Raw genomic sequence first — 19,030 nt, 5'->3', positions numbered from 1 at the left:
GCTGCGCCGCATCAGTACCATGGCGAAAAAAATAGTGGACCTGCATGCTCGAGACAGGAAGTGCGCGTAGTCGTCGGGAGTGGGTGACCCGCAAGTTCCCCGATCACGCGCAATGGCCGCGCGTGAAGCGCCTGCTGCACCTCGGCGGGGTGGTCTGCACGCTGCACGGCGTGGCCTGGGCCACCTACTACGGCACCCATGGCATGACGATGCTGGCCTGGGTGCTGTGTGCGCTGACCCTGGTGGGCGTGGCCTGCTTCGTCATCGCCAACCGGCGTGCCAGGCTGTCGATCGTGCTCATCGCGCACGTCCTGCTGCTGATGACCATCTTCGTCAGCCTGGCCGAAACACCCACCGCGGCGGCAGCACGTTCCACCCACCTGTTCCTGCTGCCGATCGGTGCGGCGACCTTCTTCCTGTTCCGCAGTGAAGGTGTCTACCTGCGCTGGATCCTGCCGACGCTGTGCATGGTCGCACTGGTGTGGCTGGCGATCGATCCGGTCAGCCTCGGTGCGCGCCTGGAGCGGCTGCCGGACGGCGTGCGGAAGATCCGCCACGGCTTGAACACGCTGACCGCGATGGGGCTGACCGGTGGCGTGCTGGCGATCTTCCGCGAAGACCTCGGCGAGCAGATGAACCAGTACTCGGCGCTGGTGCGTGGCATCACCCAGCGCGAACTGCGCGCCTTCCTGCAGCCGCAGGTCGCGCTCAACGGCCAGGTCGTGGGGGCCGAGCTGTTGCTGCGCTGGGACCGGCCCGGGCATGGGCTGCAGTCACCGGTCAACTTCATCCCGCTGGCCGAACAGACCGGGCTGATCCATGAAATCGGCCTGATGGTGCTGCGCCGTGCGTGCGTGCAGTTGGCTGACTGGTCCGCGCTGCCCGGCGTCAACACGTGGGTGCTTTCGGTGAACGTGAGCCCGCTGCAGCTGGCCTCGGCGACCTTCGTGCAGGACGTGCGGGAGATCGTGCGCAGCACCGGCGCCCCGGCCACCCGGCTGCGGCTGGAGATCACCGAATCGGCGCTGGCCCACGACCACGCGCAGATCGCCTCGACCATGAATGCCCTGCGCGAGGACGGCGTGTCCTGGTCGCTGGATGACTTCGGCACCGGCTTCTCGTCGCTGTCGCTGCTGCAGGTGCTGCCACTGGATGAGCTGAAGATCGACCAGACCTTCGTGCGCGGCATGGGCGAGGACGCAAGCCATCGCGAACTGGTGCGCAAGATCATCGAGATCGCTGCCATCCTCGGGGTGTCCACCGTGGCCGAAGGCGTGGAAACCGAACAGCAGCGCGCGTGGCTGGCCAGCATGGGCTGCCGGGTGTTCCAGGGGTATCTGTTCGGCCGGCCGGTGACCGCTGATGACTTCCATGCCGCGCACGTGGCACCGCGGGTCTGATGGTGTGCGCGTGCGCGGCCCACGCCGCGCTGCGCGCCCCTGGCAGCGCCGAGTCATGCTCGGCGGGGGCACCGTGACGCGGCAACCAACGGCCGCCGCGCACGGCTCGGCGCTACCGGTAACCCGGGTGGCGGGCGCTGGCCGACCACGCGCGCACGCCGAGCATCGCCAAGCCGATGAACACCACGTACAACGCGGCGGTCACGTGCAGTGACTTGAACAGGTAGACGCCGATGTAGATCACATCGACGAAGATCCACAGCCACCACGCCGCCACATGGCGACGCGCCTGCCACCACTGCGCGACCAGGCTCAGCGCCGCCAGCAACGCATCCAGCCACGGAATCGCCGCGTCGGTGAGGGCATGCATGCCGGCACCGAGCGCCAGCCCGAACGCCACGCCGATGCCGAGATCGCGCACCACGTACCGCGCCGGCAGCGGCACGATGCTGACCCGGCCATCGGCCTGCGCGCTGTGCCGCCAGCTCATCCAGCCGTAGACCAGGAAGCCACCGAACACCACCTGCAGCAGCGTGTCCGAATACAGGCGGGCCTCGGCGAACACCAGCGCATACAGCGCCACCGAGGTCAGCCCGATCGGCCAGCCGATCAGCCGCCGCCGCGTCATCAGCCACACGCCGGCGATGCTCAGCGCCGCGGCCGACCACTCCAGCAGTTCGGCGTTCATAGCGCGATGGTGACCGACAGGCGCGCCTGCCGCGGCGCACCGGCGAACAGGTAGTAGTCACCGGCGCTGCTGCCGGTATCACGCCAGTAGAACTTGTCGAACACGTTGTCCACCGACAGCCGCCACGTCACCGGCTGCTGGCGCAGCGTGTGCTGGTAGCGCAGGCCCAGGTCGACCACGCTGTAGCTGGGGGCGCGCACGCTGCCATCCACCGTGGCGGTGTTGGATGCGGCATAGCGCCAGCCGCCGGTGACGCCCACGCCGGTGGCGAACGGCAGCGCGTAGTCCAGGTGCACGGTGGCCCGCGTTTTCGGTACGTTGACCAGTTGGTGGCCTTCGTAGGCGGCGGTGGCGGTATCGCGTGCACGCGCCTGCAGCACGCTGGCGCTGGCAGTGACCTGCAGCTGCTCGGTGATGCGCCCGTTGGCGGTCAATTCCAGCCCGGTGTGGGTCTGCTGGCCTTCCTGCACGAAGGTGAAGCCGGCATCGCTGTCGTCGGCCTTGGCGTACTGGAAGGGCTGGCTGGTGCGGAAGATCGCCGCACCCAGGGTCAACGCATCGGTGGCGCCGTACTTGATGCCCACTTCCAGCTGCCGCGACAGCACCGGCGGCAGGAACTCGCCGTCGTTGGACGTCCAGAACGGGGCCTCCTGGCCCAGCGAAATGCCGCGCACGTAGCTGACGTAGGCGTTCACCTGGTCGGTCGCGTTCCAGATCAGCGCGGTCTGCGGCAGGAAGCGTGAGATCCGGCTGTGCCGTTCCGGGTTGCCGCGCTTGTCATAGGCGCGTTCGTCCAGCCGCACCATGCGCCCGCCGGCCAGCCACTGCCAGTCATCACCGAAGCGCATGCGGTCCAGGACGAACAGGCCATCCTGGCGGCTGTCCAGGCGACGCACGGAGGCGCCGGGCTGCAACGGCGAGGGCGCGAACACCGGCACCTGCGGATCATGGATGTTGGCCGTGCCGACGTACTCGTTGACGTTCTGGCGCTTGTCCACCGTACGCCGGAAGGTATCTGCGCCGAAGCTCAGCTGGTGGGTGACGCGGCCGGTGTCGACGCTGCCACGCAGTTCGGCGCGCAGTTCCTGGTTGACCCGGGTGTCGTCCGGGCTGCGGTAATCGTAGATGTCATAGTCGCCATTGGGCGCGAAATAGTTGCCCGGCACGCTGCCATCGGCGCACTGCGCGGCGTAGTAGCAGCCGTAGGCGAAGGCCACGTTGTCATCGATCACCGAACGGCTGTGGCTGGCCGACACCCGCGACTGCCAGCGTGGACCCAGTTCAAAGGTGTGCAGGGCGGTCAGGTTGGTGCTGGCGATGCCGACCGGCTGCTGCCACGGCTGGTAACCCAGCATCTTCGAGCGGTCCACCGCGCGCGGCAGCTCGGTCGCGCCCAGCAGCTGGAAGCCCGATGCCGAACGCTGTGCGCTGGTCTGGTAGTTGGCATCCACCTCCAGCTTGCCGCGTTCGCCGATCAGCCAGTCCGCGGCCAGCGAATAGAAGTTGCGACGCCCGTCGGCGTGGTCGATGTAGGACGCGCTGTCTTCCCATGCAGCATTGACGCGCACGCCGAAGCGCGGCGTCAGCCAGTGGCCCACGTCCACGGCGGTATAACGGGTGCCTTCCGAATCAGTCCCCAGGGTGACGGTGCGCACTTCGGCAGCGCGCTTGCCGACGTAGTTGATGATGCCGCCGGGCGCCATCACCCCGGCAGCCAGCCCGGCTTCGCCCTTCAGGATTTCCACCTGCTGGATGTTCTCCAGCGCGATGCGCTGCTCGCCAGTGGTGGCCAGGCCATTGAAGCGGTAACCGGTGGCGGTATCCAGCGCAAAGCCACGGATGGCGATGTTCTGGTAATAGCCGACCGGCGCGTAGCTGTCGCCCAGCGAGGCATCGTTGGCGGCCACTTCGCTCAGCGTGCGCACCTGTCGGCTGTCCAGCAGGCTACGGTCCAGCACGTTCACCGAGGCCGGGGTGTCCTTCCAGCTGGCCGTACCGAAGCTGCTCGACGGCGTGGTGGCGGCCGGGGCCTGCTGGGCCTGCACGCGCACGGCAGCCAGTTCAGTCGGGGAACGCGGGGAGGATTCGGCGCTGGCCTCGGCAGCGTGCAGCGGCAGCGCGGCACAGAGGGCAACGGTCAACAGCGTAGGGCGCAGGCAGCGGTTCATTCGATTCGTCATCAACAGGAAGAAAGACGAAGCGACGGCGCGCGCGCAGGGGCCCTGCGGGCCCATGCGCTTGCTGCTCAAAGCTCCCTACGCCGGTGCAAACCGGATCAGGTTCCAAGGGACTCTCTCAGCCTGGTCAAACCAGGCACCCCCGCTTCAGGCCCTCATTTCACACCAAAACGGCCGAAGAAGCGAATCAGCCGCTCAGGCGGCGCCGCGCAGCGTGGCCAGCAGGCCTTGCCCGGCGGGGGTGCGGAACCAGTCGGCGTGGCCGAGCAGGAAGGTCCGGTAGGCCACGTCGGCGTTGGCGCGGGAGCCGGTGATGGCGTGGAAATACTCCACTTCGGACAACGCGAAATCCAGGTGCACCACGGGCAGCAGGTCGGCCAGCAGCCGGACCTGGTCGGCCGACAGCGGCCGCGCATCGCGGTAGCCGAGCAGCAGCGCCAGTGCGATGTCACCGCGTACCGCCTGTGCGCCACGGTCCAGTTGCAGCCACGCGACGGCATTGCGTTCGATCGCCGTAGCCAGGTCGTACAGCGCGCTGGTGGGCGAGGCCAGCCCGAAATCGAGCACGGTGCTGACCGTGCTGGCGCCGCTGCCGGTCTGCCACAGCAGGTTGGACACATGCCAGTCGTTGTGGCCCCACAGGCGAGGCTCGGCGGCCAGCCGTGCGGCCAGCCCGACGTGCCAGGGCAGGATCGCGCGCTGCAGGTCGGCCTGCCACGACGTGTCGGCCAGGTAAGCGGCCAGCCCGGGACGTCCGGGCAACTGCGCGCTGAGCAGCGCGATCGGGTCCTCGGCGCGGATCAGGTCATCGCGCGCGACCAGCAGGTGGGTCGCCCGCTGCGGTGCGTGGAAGCTGTCCGAGGCGGTGTGCAGCAGGGCCAGCATGCGCCCGGCCTGCCAGGCCTGTTCCACGCTGGCCGGCGGCGTCCACGAGGGCACATCGCGGTACAGGTCCTGCCCCGCGCCTTCGGCATGTACTTCGAAAGTCCAGTCACCGTGCGGCACCGCCGTCGCGCCATCCTGGTCGGCGATGACGCGTGCCACGGGCACCCCATGGGCGGCCAGGTGCGCGATGAAGCGATGCTCTTCGGACAGCACCGCAGCGCTGCGCACGCTGTGGTGATGGCGCTTGATGAAGAAGCGCCCCTGCTGGCCTTCCACCAACGCCGCTGCGGAAAACGGCCGCGGGCTGTGCCACAGCAACCGGCAGTGGCCGTGCAGCTGCACGAAACGTTGCTGCAGCCACGCGATCTCGCCGGCGCTGATCGCAGGCCAGTCGGCTGGGACCTCGTCGTTGTCGAGGCCTTGGACGTGGTGGGCAGGAGTGGTCATGGGCAGGCTTCAGCGGGGACGCCATGGTACTCCGCCGACACGGCTGCGCTTTGCCATGTCATGCCCACGTCATTGCGCCTGCCAATACTCCGGCCGACCCCACCCCCATGACCTGACCCGATGCCCGCTCCCGGACGTAGCCGTTATCCCCGCGTTTCCCTGCTCGCCGTCATGTTGCTGCCTGCGCTGCATGCCCATGCGGCCGAGGAAGGCGCGCCCGCCCCCGCCGACGATGCGCGCACGCTCGACCAGGTGCAGGTGATCGGCCAGGCCACCAGCTATTCCAAGACGTCGGTCAGCAAGGAAACCATCAACCGGCAGACCATCCTGAGCAGTGTCAACAACGCGCTCAACGAGTTGCCGGGCGTGGTGGTCAGCGAGGCCGATGCCACCGGTTCGTCGGTGTGGGGCACGCAGATCAGCATGCGCGGCTTCGTCACCAACCGCGATACGCAGCAGATCGGAACCACCATCGACGGCCTGCCCAATGGTGGGTCCGGCTACGGCGGCGGCTCGCTGGCCAACCGCTACATCGACACCCTGGACCTGGAAACGGTGGAAGTCAGCCAGGGTACGGCGGACATCTCATCGCGCTCCAACGAAGCGCTGGGCGGCACGCTGAACTTCCTCACCAGCGATCCGCTGCAGGAACAGCGCGTGCGCTTCGTTGTAGGCGGCGGTGACAACGACGCGCGCAAGTATTACGCCCGCTTCGATACCGGCCTGCTGGCCGGGCACACCCGCGCCTGGATCAGCGCTTCCTCGGCCGAGGTACGCGACTGGATCGACGGCAGCGGCCGTACCAGCAACGACCACGTGGCCGCCAGGTTCGTCACCGAACTGGATCGCTGGACGCTGAGCGGTTACGCCTCCTACAACGATGCCAACGAACCGGAATACACCAGCGTTTCGCCGGCCAGTTTCGCCACCAACCCGGACCGCGATGGCCTGGTCGGCAACCTGACCGGCATCCCGAACCTGGACCAGAACTTCCGCTCCGGCTCGCGTGCGCTGCGCGAGAACACCTTCGGCTACCTGCGTGCGGCCTTCGACGGCGGCACGGGTTTCAAGGCCAGCGTGGCCGGCTACGCGCACAGGATGGAAGGCCGTGGCGACTGGCTGCCGCCTTATCTGGTGCAGGCGCGCGAAGACGGTGTGGGCCATCCGGAATCCGAGTACCGCGGCGGTGACACCGTGTACGGCGGCTCCGCGCTGGGCCAGTTCTATTTCGTCAACCCCGATGGCAGCGCCGCGCAGGTGATGCCCGGCTGCACGCCGCGTGCCGGCTTCACTGCCGAGTACGACCCCAACTGCTACGCCGCAGGGGTGCAGGGCGTTCAGTCCTATCGCCACTCGCACTACGACAACGACCGCGCCGGCTTCACCGCGGACGTGGAATGGAAGCAGGAGTTCGGCCGCATCGACAACACCGTGCGCGGTGGCATCTGGGTGGAGAACGTGGACCGCAGCGTGCGCCGCGATTGGCACCGCCTGCTCAACGTCGGCACGGATATCTCCTTCGACAACGTGCCGTACTGGGTGCAGTTCGAAGACCGCTACAAGGTGGACGAGCAGATGTACTACGTCGAAGACGTGGCCCGCTTCGGCCCGTTCAGTGCACGCGTAGGCGTCAAGCAGTTCTTCGTCGACCAGAAGCGCCAGCGCACGATCGGGGCGGCGGAGAACGTGCGTTCGGATTCGAAGTCCGACCCGCTGCTGTCCGCCGGTGCCACCTGGACGCTGCCGGTGCAGGGCCTGGAAGCCTTCGCCGGTTATTCGCAGAACTTCGCCGCCATTCCGTCCGGCGTGCTCGGCGAAACCGATGCACAGCGCTTCGCGCGGGTGGAACCGGAAACCGCGGACAACATCGAACTGGGCCTGCGCGTCAGCCGCTGGCCGCTGACCGGCTCGATCACCCTGTACAACATCAAATTCGACAACCGCATCGTCTACCTGCCCGCGCGCCTGGCCGATGGCATCGACTACCTGGACGAGACCGATGGCGTCTACGAAAACTTCGGTGGCGTGGAAAGCACCGGCGTGGAAGCCGCGCTGGGCTACGGCTGGGCCAACGGCTGGCGCATCAACGGGGCCTACACCTACAACCGCTCCGAATACCTGGGCAGTGGCAACGCCGCGCGCGATGCCGAACTGGGCATCGTCGACGGCGCCGATGTGATCGGGCAGCCGCGCCACATCCTGGTGATGTCGGCCGACTGGCAGGGCGAACGCTGGAACTTCGGCGTGTCCGGCCGCTACCTGGGTGAGCGCTACCTGGACGCGTCCAACGCCAACAAGCTGCCGTCGGCCACGGTGTTCAACGCCAATATCGGCTTCGACCTGCAGGACCTGTCGCCGAAGCTGAAGGGCGTGGGCGCCAGCTTCGTGGTCAGCAACCTCACCGACCGCCGCTACCTGTCCGGGGTGGATGGCAGCGATACTGCGTTCATTGGTGCACCGCGCACCGTGGGCTTCTCGGTACGGGTAGATCTGTGAGCGAACAGCAGCACACACCGCACGATAGCGGCCGCCGCCGCCTGCTGCAGGGCGGCGTGGCGGCCGGCATCGCCGCGCTGATGCCGAGCATCGCGCGCGCGGCGGCGATCGCCCCGGACGCGCGCACGCGCAGCCTGCAGGACCTGCAGCACATCGTGGTGCTGATGCAGGAAAACCGTTCGTTCGACCATTACTTCGGCACCCTGCCCGGCGTGCGCGGTTTCGGTGACCGTTTCGTGCCGCCGGCCCCGCCGCTGCAGCCTGGCCACCCGACCCGCACGCTGTGGCTGCAGCCCAACGCCGCCGGCACCCACGGCATCGCCCCGTTCCCGCTGGATACCGCCGCGCACTTCGGCCACATGCGCGTGGAAGGTACCCCGCACACCTGGCCTGATGCGCAGAAGGCGTGGGACCACGGGCGCATGGCGCACTGGCCGGCGGCCAAGCAGGACCATGCGATGGGCTATTACCAGCGCGCCGACCTGCCGTTCCAGTTCGCGCTGGCCGAAGCGTTCACCGTCTGCGATGCCTACCACTGCGCGATGCAGGCCGGCACCAACCCGAACCGGCTGTTCCTGTGGACCGGGCACAACGATCCGCAGGCGCAGGCCGGCGGCCCCGCGGTCGCCAACTCGCACGACAACTTCCCGGAGCTGGGCGGCCACGCCGCGTCCTACACCTGGACCACGTATGTCGAACGGCTGCAGCAGGCCGGCGTGGACTGGCGCATCTACCAGGACATGGCCGACAACTTCACCGACAACCCGCTGGCGGGGTTCGAGGCGTTCCGACAGGCCTGGCGGAACGCGCCCGGGCATGACGCCGAACTGCGCGAGCGCGCGGTCAGCACGCGCGGACTGGAGCAGCTGCGCCAGGACGTGCTGGACGGGCGCCTGCCACAGGTCAGCTTCCTGATTGCCGATGCCGCCGGCAGCGAGCACCCGGGCCCGTCCAGTCCGGCACAGGGCGCGGCCTACACCGCGCAGGTACTGGATGCACTGACCGCCGATCCAACGGTGTGGAGCCGCACCGCGCTGCTGCTGATGTTCGATGAGAACGATGGATTCTTCGACCACATGCCGCCGCCGGCCCCGCCTTCGGCCGACCCCGCGCTGGCCGCTGGATGGGCCGGCGCTTCGGTGGTGGATACCGCAGGCGAGTACCACCGGCATCCATCGCCGGGCAATGAAAAGCAGGACGAAGCCGCGCTGCATGGCCGCCCCTATGGGCTGGGTCCGCGCGTGCCGATGTACGTCATTTCTCCGTGGAGCCGCGGTGGCTGGGTGGATTCGCAGGTCTACGACCACACCTCGGTGATCCGCCTGATCGAGCGGCGCTTCGGCGTGGCTGCGCCGGCTATCTCAGCGTGGCGGCGCGCGGTGTGTGGCGACCTGACCGCCGCCTTCGACTTCTCCCGGACCGACAACCGCCCGTTCGCGCACGCACTGCCGGCCACGGCCGCAACCGCCGCGCGCGCCGCTGCCCTGCCGGCGCGGACCGTGCCGGTGCCCCCGCAGGCCCTGCAGCCGGCGCGACAGGAGCCCGGGATACGTCCCGCGCGCGCGCTGCCCTACCGCCCCGGCGTGGCCATCCAGACCGATGCGGAGGCTGCCGAGGTCCGGCTGACGCTGGCCTGCGAGGGCGCCGCCGCCGTGCTGCACGTTTACGACCTGCTGCGGTTGGAGGCGCTGCCGCGTCGCTACACCGTGGGACCGGGCAAGGACCTGCAGGGCATCTGGCCGCTGGATGCGGAACAGGGCCATGACCTGTGGGTGCTCGGCCCGAACGGCTTCCATCGGCGCTTCCGCGGCAGTGCCCAGGCGCCGATGCCGGTCGAAACAGAGATCGAGCGTGTCGCAGACAGCATGGTCCTGCAGCTGCGCAACCCCGGTCCGGCGCCGGTCACGGTAGCGGTGCGCGGCAACGCGTACCCGGGCCTGATGCCGGAGCGGACGCTGTCGCTGGCCGCTGGCGAAGCCGCACGCATCCGCTGGCCGGCGGCCGCGACCGGCGCCTGGTACGACCTGGACGTGCAGCAGCCAGGCACTCGCCAGCGGCTGGCGGGGCGCGTGGAAGACGGCCGGCCCGGCAGCAGTGATCCGGCAATGGCGCATGCGCCGCTGCGGTTCGACCTGGGATGAACCGCAGCGGGACTACAGCTGGCCGTTGCGCAGGTAATCGAACAACTGCGCATCGCTGTTCAACCCCAGCTTGAGCATCGCATCGCCCTTCTGGCGGCTGATGGTGCTGGCACTGCGATGCAGCAGCGTGGCGATCTCCTTGACCGTCATGCCCTTGCCGAGCAGGCGCAGCACCTCCACTTCGCGCGGTGACAGCGGGCGGCCTTCGCCTTCCACCATCGCGCTGCTGCCGGCTGCTTCCACGCGTTCCTTCAACGACAGGCTGACGTAGGGCAGGCCACGGTGGACCGTGCGGATGGCGACGGGCAGTTCGTCCATCGACGATCCCTTGTCCACCAGTCCCAGCACGCCAGCGTCGCGCACCATGCGCAGGATCGCCAGGTTGCTGGACACGCTGAGCATCAGCACCGGCAACAGCGGATAGCGTCGACGGATCATGCTGATCATCGCAAAGCCATCCGGCACGGTGCTGTCCGGCATCGAATAGTCGGTGACCAGCACATCGCACGGATGGATGGACAGGTAGGCCAGCAGGTCCTGTGCGGTGGCGGCCTCGGCCACGACTTCGCCGACGCCGCTGCCGTGGATGACCGACCGGGCGCCGATGCGAACCACCGGGTGGTCGTCAGCGATGATGATGCGAAGCGTCATGCTCTAGTATGGCCCCGGGTGACATGGGTTGGGTGGGAAGCAGGCATCGACGATATCCCTATTCTAAGGAGAGCGAACCTGGTGCGCACGATCCTGGCTCACTGCCGAGGATGCGGCATGGGCGTGCTGCTGTCGCTGTTGCCTGCGACGGCATGGGCCACGCCCCCTGCGCCGCGTGCCGACACAGCGTCGGATTCCCGGCCCCACGCGGTGCTGTCGGTGGGGGTCTACGACAGTGGCTGGCCGCCGTTCGAGTTCGTCGAAGGGGACCGGGTGCGCGGGCTGGGCCCGGACACGCTGGCCGATCTTGCGACACGGATGGGCGTGACGCTGGACTATCGTCGTTATCCCAACTGGCCGCAGGTGCTGGAAGCCGCCTGCCGCGGTGACATCGACGTGGTGATGAACGTGTCGCCCAGTGCCGCGCCGAGCCGCTGCCTGGCCTACAGCACGTCGTATGCGACCGCGCCGCTGGCCGTGGTGGGGCGCAGCGATGACCTGCGCGCGTCCAATGATCCGGACCTGGCGGGCCTGCGCGTGGTGAGCGAGCAGGACTTCCTGACCCAGGCGCAGATCCGCACCCGTTTTCCCGCCGCGCGCCAGCTGGCTGCGCCGCACACGCTGGATGCGCTGCGGATGGTGGCGCAGCAGCAGGCCGATGTGTTCATCGGCAACGCCTACGTGGCCAACCAGCTGATCCACGACAACGCCCTGGAAGGCATCGCGCTGCTGCGGCCGATCGACATGGACCTGGACGCGCTGCACTTCGGCGTGTCCCCGTCCAGGCCGGCGCTGCTGGAGGCGCTGGACCAGGCGATGGCGCGGCAGCCGGCATCGGTGCGTGCGGGTATTGCCGCGCGCTGGCTGCGCGTGCCGGTATGGTCTGCGCCGGCGCGGCAGGCATTGGACCAGGTGGAGCGCCGCGCGCTGTCCACGCCGCTGCGTACCGGCTTCGCCCCGAATGCCGCACCGCTGTCCTTCGCCGATGGCGAGGGACGGCCTGCGGGGCTGGCCAGCGAGTACCTGCAGCGGCTGCGCCAGGCCGGCGCCACGCTCACCCCCGAACCCAGCCACGACTGGTTCGACCTGCGCGAGAAAATGCGTCGCGGCAGTATCGATGCGGTGATGGGGGTGCCGAATGATTCGCGTTACCTGGGCGAAGGCTGGGTGTTCAGCCAGCCCTTCATCAGCGTGCCCAATGTCATCGTGACCGGACCCGGCAGCGGCACCGTGCTGGACATGGATGACCTGTCCGGCAAGCGCGTGCTGCTGTCTGATCCGGAGCGGCTGCGGCTGCCGGTGCTGCAGCGTGCGCCGGAGGCACGCATCCTTGCGGCACGCAGCGCCGAGCAGGCCCTGCAGCGATTGCTCGACGGCGAAGCACAGGCCTACATCGGCAACCTGGCGATCGTCGACCGGCTGCTGCGCGAGCGCTTCCCCGGTCAGTTGCAGGTGGCCGCACCGGCCGGCTTCGAGGATGACCTGTCGTTGGCGGTGAAGCGCGAACACGCCGGCCTGGCGACGCGGTTCGATCGCCTGCTGCAGGAAATGGGCCCGCGCGAACGCGAGGCGCTGCGCAATGACTGGCTGGCAGTGGCCTACCAGGGCGGCAGCGACTGGCGTGCGCTGGCGCGCTGGGGCATTCCGCTCGCCCTGGTGCTGCTGACCGCGTTGCTGGTGCACCTGCTGGGTTACTGGCGGCTGCAGCGCGAAGTGACCAGCCGTCGACGACTGGAACAGCGCTTGGCCGACATTACCCGCAACCTGCCGGCGGTCGTCTACCAGATGCGTTGGACAGCCGATGGCGGTCTCGATTTTCCCTACGTGGCCGGTGACATGCAGCCCCTGTTCGGCATCGACCCGCAGCAGGCGATGGCCTCGGCACAGGCGCTGCTGGAGACCATCGACGTGCGCGACGTGGCGGACATGCAGGCGTCCATCGAGCGCGCCGCGCGCGACTTCCTGCCGTTCGAACTTGAGTTCCGCACCACCGGCATGCCGGGATCGCCGCGCTGGGTGCGCAGCCAGGCCCAGCCGTATGCAGCCGATGCCGGTACGGTCACCTGGAGCGGCTACTGGGTGGACATCAGCGAGGCGCGCGCGCAGGCCGATGCACTGGAAGCGGCGATGGCCGCGGCCGAGCAGGCGGCCGAGGCGAAGGCCCGCTTCCTGGCGACCATGAGCCATGAAATCCGCACCCCCATGAGCGGCGTGCTGGGCATGCTGGAGATGCTCGCGCATACGGCCCTGCAGCCCGCCCAGCGCACCCAGGTGGAGGAAGCGGAGTCCGCCGCGCAGGCGCTGCGGCAGATGCTGGACGACATCCTGGACTACGCCAAGATGGATGCCGGTGCGTTGCGCCTGGATCCGTTGCCGATGCCGCTGCGGCCGCTGCTGGAATCGCTGCAGCAGCGTCATGCACCGCAGGCGGCGGCCAAGGGACTGGGCCTGCGACTGGAGGTGGACGTGCGGCTGGCGGCCACCCACGAAGTGGATGGGCTGCGCTTGCGCCAGGTGCTGGAAAACCTGCTGGACAATGCCATCGCCTTCACCCGGGAAGGCGAGGTGGTGCTGCGCGCGGAGGTGCTGGAAGGCAGTTCGCCGAGCCTGCAGGAACTGCGCCTGCAGGTCATCGACACCGGCATCGGCATGCAGCCGCAGCAACTGCAGGCCCTGTTCCAGCCCTTCGCCGACGTGGATGCCGCCGCCCCGCACCACCGCGGTGGCATCGGCCTGGGACTGACGCTGTGCCAGCGCCTGGTGCAGCTGATGGGCGGGCGGCTGCTGGTACACAGCGTGGCCGGCAAGGGAACCGAGGTCGATGTGCTGCTGCCGTTGCCGGTGGCCAGCGATGACGACGTGATGGCCGCGGTGCCGGGTCCGGGCAGCGTGCCGCCGCTGCCGACGCACCTGCGCACGGCACGGGTGCTGGTGGTGGAAGATCACCCGACCGCGCAGGCGATGATGGCCTGGCGGCTGCAGCAGCTGGGCGTATCGCACGCCGTGGCGGGCGACGGCCGGGAAGGACTGGAGCTGCTGGCGGCCTCCGCGTTCGACATGGTGATCAGCGATTGCCGCATGCCGGTGATGGATGGCTATGCGTTCACCCGCCTGCTGCGTGAGCGCGAACAGCGCCAGGGCGCTGCGCGCCTGCCGGTGGTGGCATTGACCGCCAGCCTGCTGGAGCAGGACCTGCGGCGTTGCCGTGAGGCGGGCATGGATGAGGTGCTGACCAAGCCGTTGTCGCTGGCACAGCTGCGGCAGTGCCTGCTGCGCTGGCTGCCTGCTTCGCCGGTGGGCGCTGCCGGCGCCTAGCGTGCGTTCTGCTGCAGATATTCGATGACCAGCCGGCGCCGTTGCGGATCCGGGAACGCGTTGTACATGCGCGTGCCGGGAACACTGGCAGCGGGTGAACGCAGGAAGGCGTCCAGTGTCTGTTCGCTCCACACGATGTCCGCTGCGCGCATGCCATCGGAGTAGGCATAGCCGGCCAGGCTGCCTGCACGCCGTCCAAACACGCCGTGCAGGTTCGGGCCGTAGCGGTTGATGCCGCCGGCGTGCACGGTGTGGCAGCCGGCGCAGATGGCGAAGGCGCGCTCGCGTTCCAACGCAGCGGCCTGCGCCGGATCCTGCGGCGCAGCGGCACGACAGGCGCCCAGCAGCGCGACGCTGGCCAACAGCAGCAGGATCCGCATCGTCGGATCACATGCCGGCGTAGTTCGGGCCGCCGCCACCCTGCGGAGTGACCCAGACGATGTTCTGGGTCGGATCCTTGATGTCGCAGGTCTTGCAGTGCACGCAGTTCTGGGCGTTGATCTGCAGGCGCTTGTCGCCCTCGCCGCCGACGAACTCGTACACCCCGGCCGGGCAGTAGCGCGCTTCCGGCCCGGCGTATTCGGCCAGGTTGACCTGCACCGGGATGCTGGCGTCCTTCAGCGTCAGGTGGCTGGGCTGGTCTTCGGCATGGTGGGTGCTGCTCAGGAACACCGAGCTGAGCTTGTCGAAGGTCAGCACGCCATCCGGCTTGGGATAGTCGATCTTCGTGTGCTGTGCGGCCGGCTCCAGGCAGGCGTGGTCCGGTGTGCTGTGGCGCAGCGTCCACGGCGCGTTGCGGATGCCCAGCTTGGGCAGCAGCCACTGTTCGATGCCGGTCATCAGCGTGGCCACCGCCTGGCCCTTCTTGAACCATTGCTTGAAGTTCTTCGACTGCTGCAGCTCGGCATGCAGCCAGCTGGATTCGAAGGCCTGCGGATAGGCACTGAGCTCATCGTGCTGGCGGCCGGCCGCGATTGCATCGAAGGCCGCGTCGGCGGCCAGCATGCCGGTCTTGAGCGCCGCGTGGCTGCCCTTGATGCGGCTGGCATTGAGGTAGCCGGCTTCGCAGCCGACCAGCGCACCGCCGGGGAACACGGTTTTCGGCAGCGACAGCAGGCCACCGGCGGTGATCGCACGTGCGCCGTAGCCGATGCGCTTGCCGCCTTCCAGGTGCGTGCGGATGGCGGGATGGGTCTTGAAGCGCTGGAACTCTTCGAACGGGCTCAGCCACGGGTTCCGGTAATCCAGCCCGACAACGTAGCCGATGGAGACCTTGCCGCCTTCGGCGTGGTACAGGAATGCGCCACCGTAGGTGCTGCCGTCCAACGGCCAGCCCGCCGCATGCACCACCAGGCCCGGTTCGTGCTTTGCCGGATCGATTTGCCACAGCTCCTTGATGCCGATGCCGTAAGCCTGCGGATCGCGGCCTTCGTCCAGCTTGAAGCGGGCGATCAGCTGGCGGCCGAGGTGACCGCGCGCGCCTTCGGCGAAGACGGTGTACTTGGCCAGCAGTTCCATGCCGCGCTCGTAATTGGGGCCATGCCGACCGTCTTTTTCGATGCCCATGTCGCCGGTGGCCACGCCGATGACCTCACCGTTCCCGCCGTACAGCACTTCGGCGGCGGCGAAGCCGGGGAAGATCGCCACCTCCAGCGCTTCGGCCTGCTGGGCCAGCCAGCGGCCCACTTCGCCCAGGCTGACGATGTAGTTGCCTTCGTTGTGGAAGCATTCCGGCAACAGCGGCTTGGGCGTGGTGCGCGCGCCGGTTTCACTGAGGAACAGGAATTCGTCGCGGGTGACCTTCTGCTTCAACGGCGCGCCGCGCTCGGCCCAGTCGGGGAACAGTTCGGCCAGCGCACGGGGGTCCATCACCGCGCCGGACAGCAGGTGCGCGCCCGGTTCGGAGCCCTTTTCCAGTACGCACACCGACAGCTCGCTGCCGGCTTCGATGGCGCGCTGGCGCAGGCGGATGGCCGTGGCCAGCCCGGCGGGGCCGGCGCCGACGACGACGACATCGAATTCCATCACTTCGCGTGGGGGCAGTTCGGTGGCTTCTGCGCTCATGGATGACCTGACTCTTGGGTAGACCGCCGTGCTGCGGGGCGGTGGTTGCCTGGAATAACGCACGTGCTGCCACGGCGAAACGGGTGTTTGAATCCATCAGGTTAACGGCTGGCCGACGGATCGGCCAGTTGCCCGGCGCGATGTGGGCTGCACCGGCCGCAGGACGCGTCCTGCGGGTGCTGGATGCTGCAATGCAGCAGTTGCGCTGCGTCGCACGCGAACCGTTGCCGCGGTCCGATATAGCGCGCATCGACATTGCGGGTCGCCTTCATCGTTTGTCTTGAACGATGCGCGTTATGAGCAGGCCATCGCCCATCGAAACAACCAGTTATTCCTACGCTGTGGCGGACAGTGGGACGAGAGGAATGCGCGATGTCACGCCGGCAGGTCCGCGACGCATCAGGGTTCTACGCGGTGACGGGCCGCATGGATCCGCTGGCGGCGCGAGACGACCTGCTACCGCGTGCCCCTGCCACCCCGGCGCACTGTGCCCTGGCGTGGGTCCTTGCGCGCGTGGCCGATTGCCTCGCCGGTTCCGGCATGAGCTGCCTGCGGCTGGTTTTCTCGCCGCAGAAGCTCGATCACGGCAAGTACAACGAACTGGATCGTCAGCTGGCCGGGCAGCAGGCAGGCCTCAACGCGCTGACGGTGGAGGAATACCTCGGCGCACGCGCACGCTTCGACCCCCGCGCCCGTGATCCAGGCATCGCACGTCGCGCGCGACGTTCATGGCGGGACAAACTGGCCGCAGTGCATGGCGAGGCGCTTGCCGGGCAGGGCATCGCCCCCGCCGAAGCCGGCGAGCGCGCCGCGCTGCTGGCTGATCAGCAGATGCGCAGCCTGCATGCGCTGCACAATCCGGACCGGGTGGTGGGCGGGCGCGATCTGATCGGCGACTTCGGCGACGGCCAGGTCAACTGCACCATCGGCCGGCAATGGACGCTGGCACGCCGGGGGGAGGTCCCGCGTGTACAGCAGCTGGATGCGGCCGCTTCGCGGGTGCCGGCGTGGCTGCGCGGGAGCACGCGGATGAACGGGCAGCTGGTACGCGAAGCGCCTGCCGTCCTCGACGCCGCGCCCCCGCCCCCACCACAATGACCGCGATTCCGCCCCACCTGGTGCATCCGATGCGACTTGATCCCTGCGACCTGTTCGATGTCCGTTCCCTGCTCAGCGACGAAGAGCGCGCCGTGCAGGACAGCGTGGCGCGCTTCGTCGACCAGCGCGTGCTGCCGGTCATCGGCGACTGCTTCGACCAGGCGCGTTTCCCCGCTGAACTGGTGCCGGAGATCGCGGCGCTGGGGCTGCTCGGAGCGACGCTGCCGCCGGCGTACGGCGGCGGTGGGATGGACGCGGTGGCCTACGGGCTGATCTGCCAGGAACTGGAGCGCGGTGATTCCGGCCTGCGCAGTTTCGTGTCCGTGCAGAGTTCGCTGTGCATGCATCCGATCTTCGCCTACGGCAGCGAAGCGCAGCGGCTGCGGTGGCTGCCGGCGATGGCCCGCGGTGAACGGATCGGCTGCTTCGGCCTGACCGAAGCGCACGGCGGGTCGGATCCTTCCAGCATGAAGACGCGTGCGGTGCGCGAGGGTGACCAGTGGCGCCTGGACGGCAGCAAGATGTGGATCACCAATGCGCCCATCGCCGATCTGGCCATCGTCTGGGCGCAGACCGAAGACGGTGTGCAGGGCTTCATACTGGAACGCGGCATGGCAGGCTTCAGCGTGCAGGAGATCGGCCGCAAGATGAGCCTGCGTGCGTCGTCCACGGGTGCCTTGTTCTTCGACCAGGTGCAGGTGCCGGAGGCCAACCGGTTGGCGGGCGTGGTGGGCATGAAGGGCCCGCTGGGCTGCCTGAACCAGGCGCGGTTCGGCATCAGCTGGGGTCCGATCGGCGCGGCCATCGCCTGCCTGCGCGAGGTGCTGGCGTATGCCGGCCAACGCGAACTGTTCGGCCGGCCGCTGGCGGCCACCCAGAGTGCGCAGATCAAGCTGGCCGACATGGCCCGCCGGATTACCGGTGCGCAGCTGCTGGCCCTGCAGCTGGGACGGCTGAAGGAAGCAGGCAGGCTGCAACCGCAGCAGGTAAGCCTGGCCAAGTGGAACAACTGCCGGATGGCGATCGACATCGCACGCGAATGCCGTGACCTGCTGGGTGCGGCGGGGATCACCACCGAGCACGCCGCGATCCGGCATGCGCTCAACCTGGAATCGGTGATCACCTACGAAGGCACCGAGACGGTGCACCAGCTGGTGATAGGCCGCGAACTGACCGGCCTCACTGCGTTCTGAGTTTTCCGCGCTTGCGCGCGGCTTCCAGGCAACGGCAACGTCCACTTCAAAAGCGGCAGGATTCTTGCGTTGGTGGGGCGGGTCCATGGCGGCCATGGAGCCTTCGGTAGCGCCGACCCATGGTCGGCGGGTGTTGGGGGAGTGGGGTCTTATGGCTTCCGCCGACCATGGGTCGGCGCTACCGCTTTTCTTTCTTCATTACGCGGGTGGCGGCCACCGGAACCTGTCAGGGGGCCGGGCGGTGGGGCTGGGCGGGGGCGTTGAGCGCCATGGATGGCGCGAAACGAGGCCCGCATGGATGCAGCTTTTGCCGTCCCCCGCACAGCCCCACCGCCCGGCCCAAAGCACGTAGCCAGCGAAACGCAGCCACCCGCGAGGGCGTCCCACCCGTTCGACCCACCTACCGCGCAGGCAACAGCACCGCCGCAGTGTCCACGCACGCGACCATCCGCTCACCGGCTGCCAACACCGGCCA

The 19,030-nt window shown here is 68.5% G+C and carries 12 protein-coding genes and 1 riboswitch; of the genes, 6 read left to right on the top strand and 6 right to left on the bottom strand.

The window, feature by feature from the left end; all coding sequences use genetic code 11:
- Window positions 1–44: 44 nt before the first annotated feature.
- Complete coding sequence (locus ABB28_RS14060; RefSeq protein WP_083492036.1) at window positions 45–1,400, top strand: putative bifunctional diguanylate cyclase/phosphodiesterase; 1,356 nt, start codon at window positions 45–47, stop codon at window positions 1,398–1,400.
- Between the two features lie 112 nt (window positions 1,401–1,512).
- Here ABB28_RS14060 and pnuC read toward each other — a convergent pair whose 3' ends face one another.
- The 3 genes from pnuC to ABB28_RS14045 form a co-directional block, all read right to left on the bottom strand.
- Window positions 1,513–2,088, bottom strand: a complete 576-nt coding sequence (gene pnuC / locus ABB28_RS14055) for a nicotinamide riboside transporter PnuC (RefSeq protein ID WP_211260396.1) — start codon at window positions 2,086–2,088, stop codon at window positions 1,513–1,515.
- Window positions 2,085–4,256: a TonB-dependent siderophore receptor gene (locus ABB28_RS14050; RefSeq protein ID WP_057509218.1), complete on the bottom strand. Its 2,172-nt coding sequence runs from the start codon at window positions 4,254–4,256 to the stop codon at window positions 2,085–2,087. Before ABB28_RS14050 ends, pnuC begins: the two co-directional genes overlap by 4 nt.
- A gap of 67 nt (window positions 4,257–4,323) precedes the next feature.
- Window positions 4,324–4,419, bottom strand: a riboswitch (TPP riboswitch).
- 41 nt (window positions 4,420–4,460) lie between these two features.
- Window positions 4,461–5,597: a phosphotransferase enzyme family protein gene (locus tag ABB28_RS14045; RefSeq protein WP_057509217.1), complete on the bottom strand. Its 1,137-nt coding sequence runs from the start codon at window positions 5,595–5,597 to the stop codon at window positions 4,461–4,463.
- 120 nt (window positions 5,598–5,717) lie between these two features.
- Between ABB28_RS14045 and ABB28_RS14040 the strand changes: the two genes are divergently transcribed.
- Window positions 5,718–8,093 carry a TonB-dependent receptor gene (locus tag ABB28_RS14040; RefSeq protein ID WP_057509216.1) on the top strand — a complete coding sequence of 792 codons (2,376 nt, stop codon included), beginning with the start codon at window positions 5,718–5,720 and terminating at the stop codon, window positions 8,091–8,093.
- A complete protein-coding gene (locus ABB28_RS14035; protein ID WP_057509215.1) occupies window positions 8,090–10,234 on the top strand; it encodes a phosphocholine-specific phospholipase C in 2,145 nt (714 codons plus the stop codon). Before ABB28_RS14040 ends, ABB28_RS14035 begins: the two co-directional genes overlap by 4 nt.
- A gap of 12 nt (window positions 10,235–10,246) precedes the next feature.
- Here the strand turns inward: ABB28_RS14035 and ABB28_RS14030 are convergent, their stop codons facing one another.
- Complete coding sequence (locus ABB28_RS14030; protein WP_057509214.1) at window positions 10,247–10,885, bottom strand: response regulator; 639 nt, start codon at window positions 10,883–10,885, stop codon at window positions 10,247–10,249.
- A gap of 117 nt (window positions 10,886–11,002) precedes the next feature.
- Between ABB28_RS14030 and ABB28_RS14025 the strand changes: the two genes are divergently transcribed.
- Window positions 11,003–14,200 (top strand): ATP-binding protein, encoded by a 3,198-nt coding sequence (locus tag ABB28_RS14025; RefSeq protein WP_057509213.1) that lies wholly within the window; start codon window positions 11,003–11,005, stop codon window positions 14,198–14,200.
- Here ABB28_RS14025 and ABB28_RS14020 read toward each other — a convergent pair.
- Both ABB28_RS14020 and ABB28_RS14015 read right to left on the bottom strand, forming a co-directional pair.
- Window positions 14,197–14,580 (bottom strand): c-type cytochrome, encoded by a 384-nt coding sequence (locus tag ABB28_RS14020; RefSeq protein ID WP_057509212.1) that lies wholly within the window; start codon window positions 14,578–14,580, stop codon window positions 14,197–14,199. The genes ABB28_RS14025 and ABB28_RS14020 overlap by 4 nt on opposite strands.
- A gap of 7 nt (window positions 14,581–14,587) precedes the next feature.
- Window positions 14,588–16,264 carry an electron transfer flavoprotein-ubiquinone oxidoreductase gene (locus tag ABB28_RS14015; protein ID WP_057509211.1) on the bottom strand — a complete coding sequence of 559 codons (1,677 nt, stop codon included), beginning with the start codon at window positions 16,262–16,264 and terminating at the stop codon, window positions 14,588–14,590.
- Window positions 16,265–16,636: 372 nt separating this feature from the next.
- Here ABB28_RS14015 and ABB28_RS14010 point away from each other — a divergent pair, with 372 nt between their 5' ends.
- Both ABB28_RS14010 and ABB28_RS14005 read left to right on the top strand, forming a co-directional pair.
- Entirely contained in the window at window positions 16,637–17,362 is a 726-nt protein-coding gene (locus ABB28_RS14010) for a polymorphic toxin type 15 domain-containing protein (RefSeq protein WP_057509210.1), read from the top strand.
- Window positions 17,363–17,391: 29 nt separating this feature from the next.
- Window positions 17,392–18,555, top strand: coding sequence for an acyl-CoA dehydrogenase family protein (locus ABB28_RS14005; protein ID WP_057509244.1), 1,164 nt, complete (start codon window positions 17,392–17,394; stop codon window positions 18,553–18,555).
- The last annotated feature ends 475 nt before the right edge of the window (window positions 18,556–19,030 follow it).

Origin of the sequence: Stenotrophomonas chelatiphaga, assembly GCF_001431535.1 — a bacterium.
GTDB lineage: Bacteria > Pseudomonadota > Gammaproteobacteria > Xanthomonadales > Xanthomonadaceae > Stenotrophomonas > Stenotrophomonas chelatiphaga.
This window is presented reverse-complemented; position numbering and strand designations above follow the sequence as displayed.

Bases quoted from the DNA above. Each gene is read 5' to 3' on its own strand.
- ABB28_RS14005 (WP_057509244.1), top strand. From the start codon at position 17,392: ATGCGACTTGATCCCTGCGACCTGTTCGATGTCCGTTCCCTGCTCAGC.
- ABB28_RS14050 (WP_057509218.1), bottom strand. From the start codon at position 4,256: ATGAACCGCTGCCTGCGCCCTACGCTGTTGACCGTTGCCCTCTGTGCC.
- ABB28_RS14030 (WP_057509214.1), bottom strand. From the start codon at position 10,885: ATGACGCTTCGCATCATCATCGCTGACGACCACCCGGTGGTTCGCATC.
- ABB28_RS14015 (WP_057509211.1), bottom strand. From the start codon at position 16,264: ATGAGCGCAGAAGCCACCGAACTGCCCCCACGCGAAGTGATGGAATTC.
- pnuC (WP_211260396.1), bottom strand. From the start codon at position 2,088: ATGAACGCCGAACTGCTGGAGTGGTCGGCCGCGGCGCTGAGCATCGCC.
- ABB28_RS14060 (WP_083492036.1), top strand. From the start codon at position 45: ATGCTCGAGACAGGAAGTGCGCGTAGTCGTCGGGAGTGGGTGACCCGC.
- ABB28_RS14010 (WP_057509210.1), top strand. From the start codon at position 16,637: ATGTCACGCCGGCAGGTCCGCGACGCATCAGGGTTCTACGCGGTGACG.
- ABB28_RS14025 (WP_057509213.1), top strand. From the start codon at position 11,003: ATGGGCGTGCTGCTGTCGCTGTTGCCTGCGACGGCATGGGCCACGCCC.
- ABB28_RS14045 (WP_057509217.1), bottom strand. From the start codon at position 5,597: ATGACCACTCCTGCCCACCACGTCCAAGGCCTCGACAACGACGAGGTC.
- ABB28_RS14040 (WP_057509216.1), top strand. From the start codon at position 5,718: ATGCCCGCTCCCGGACGTAGCCGTTATCCCCGCGTTTCCCTGCTCGCC.
- ABB28_RS14020 (WP_057509212.1), bottom strand. From the start codon at position 14,580: ATGCGGATCCTGCTGCTGTTGGCCAGCGTCGCGCTGCTGGGCGCCTGT.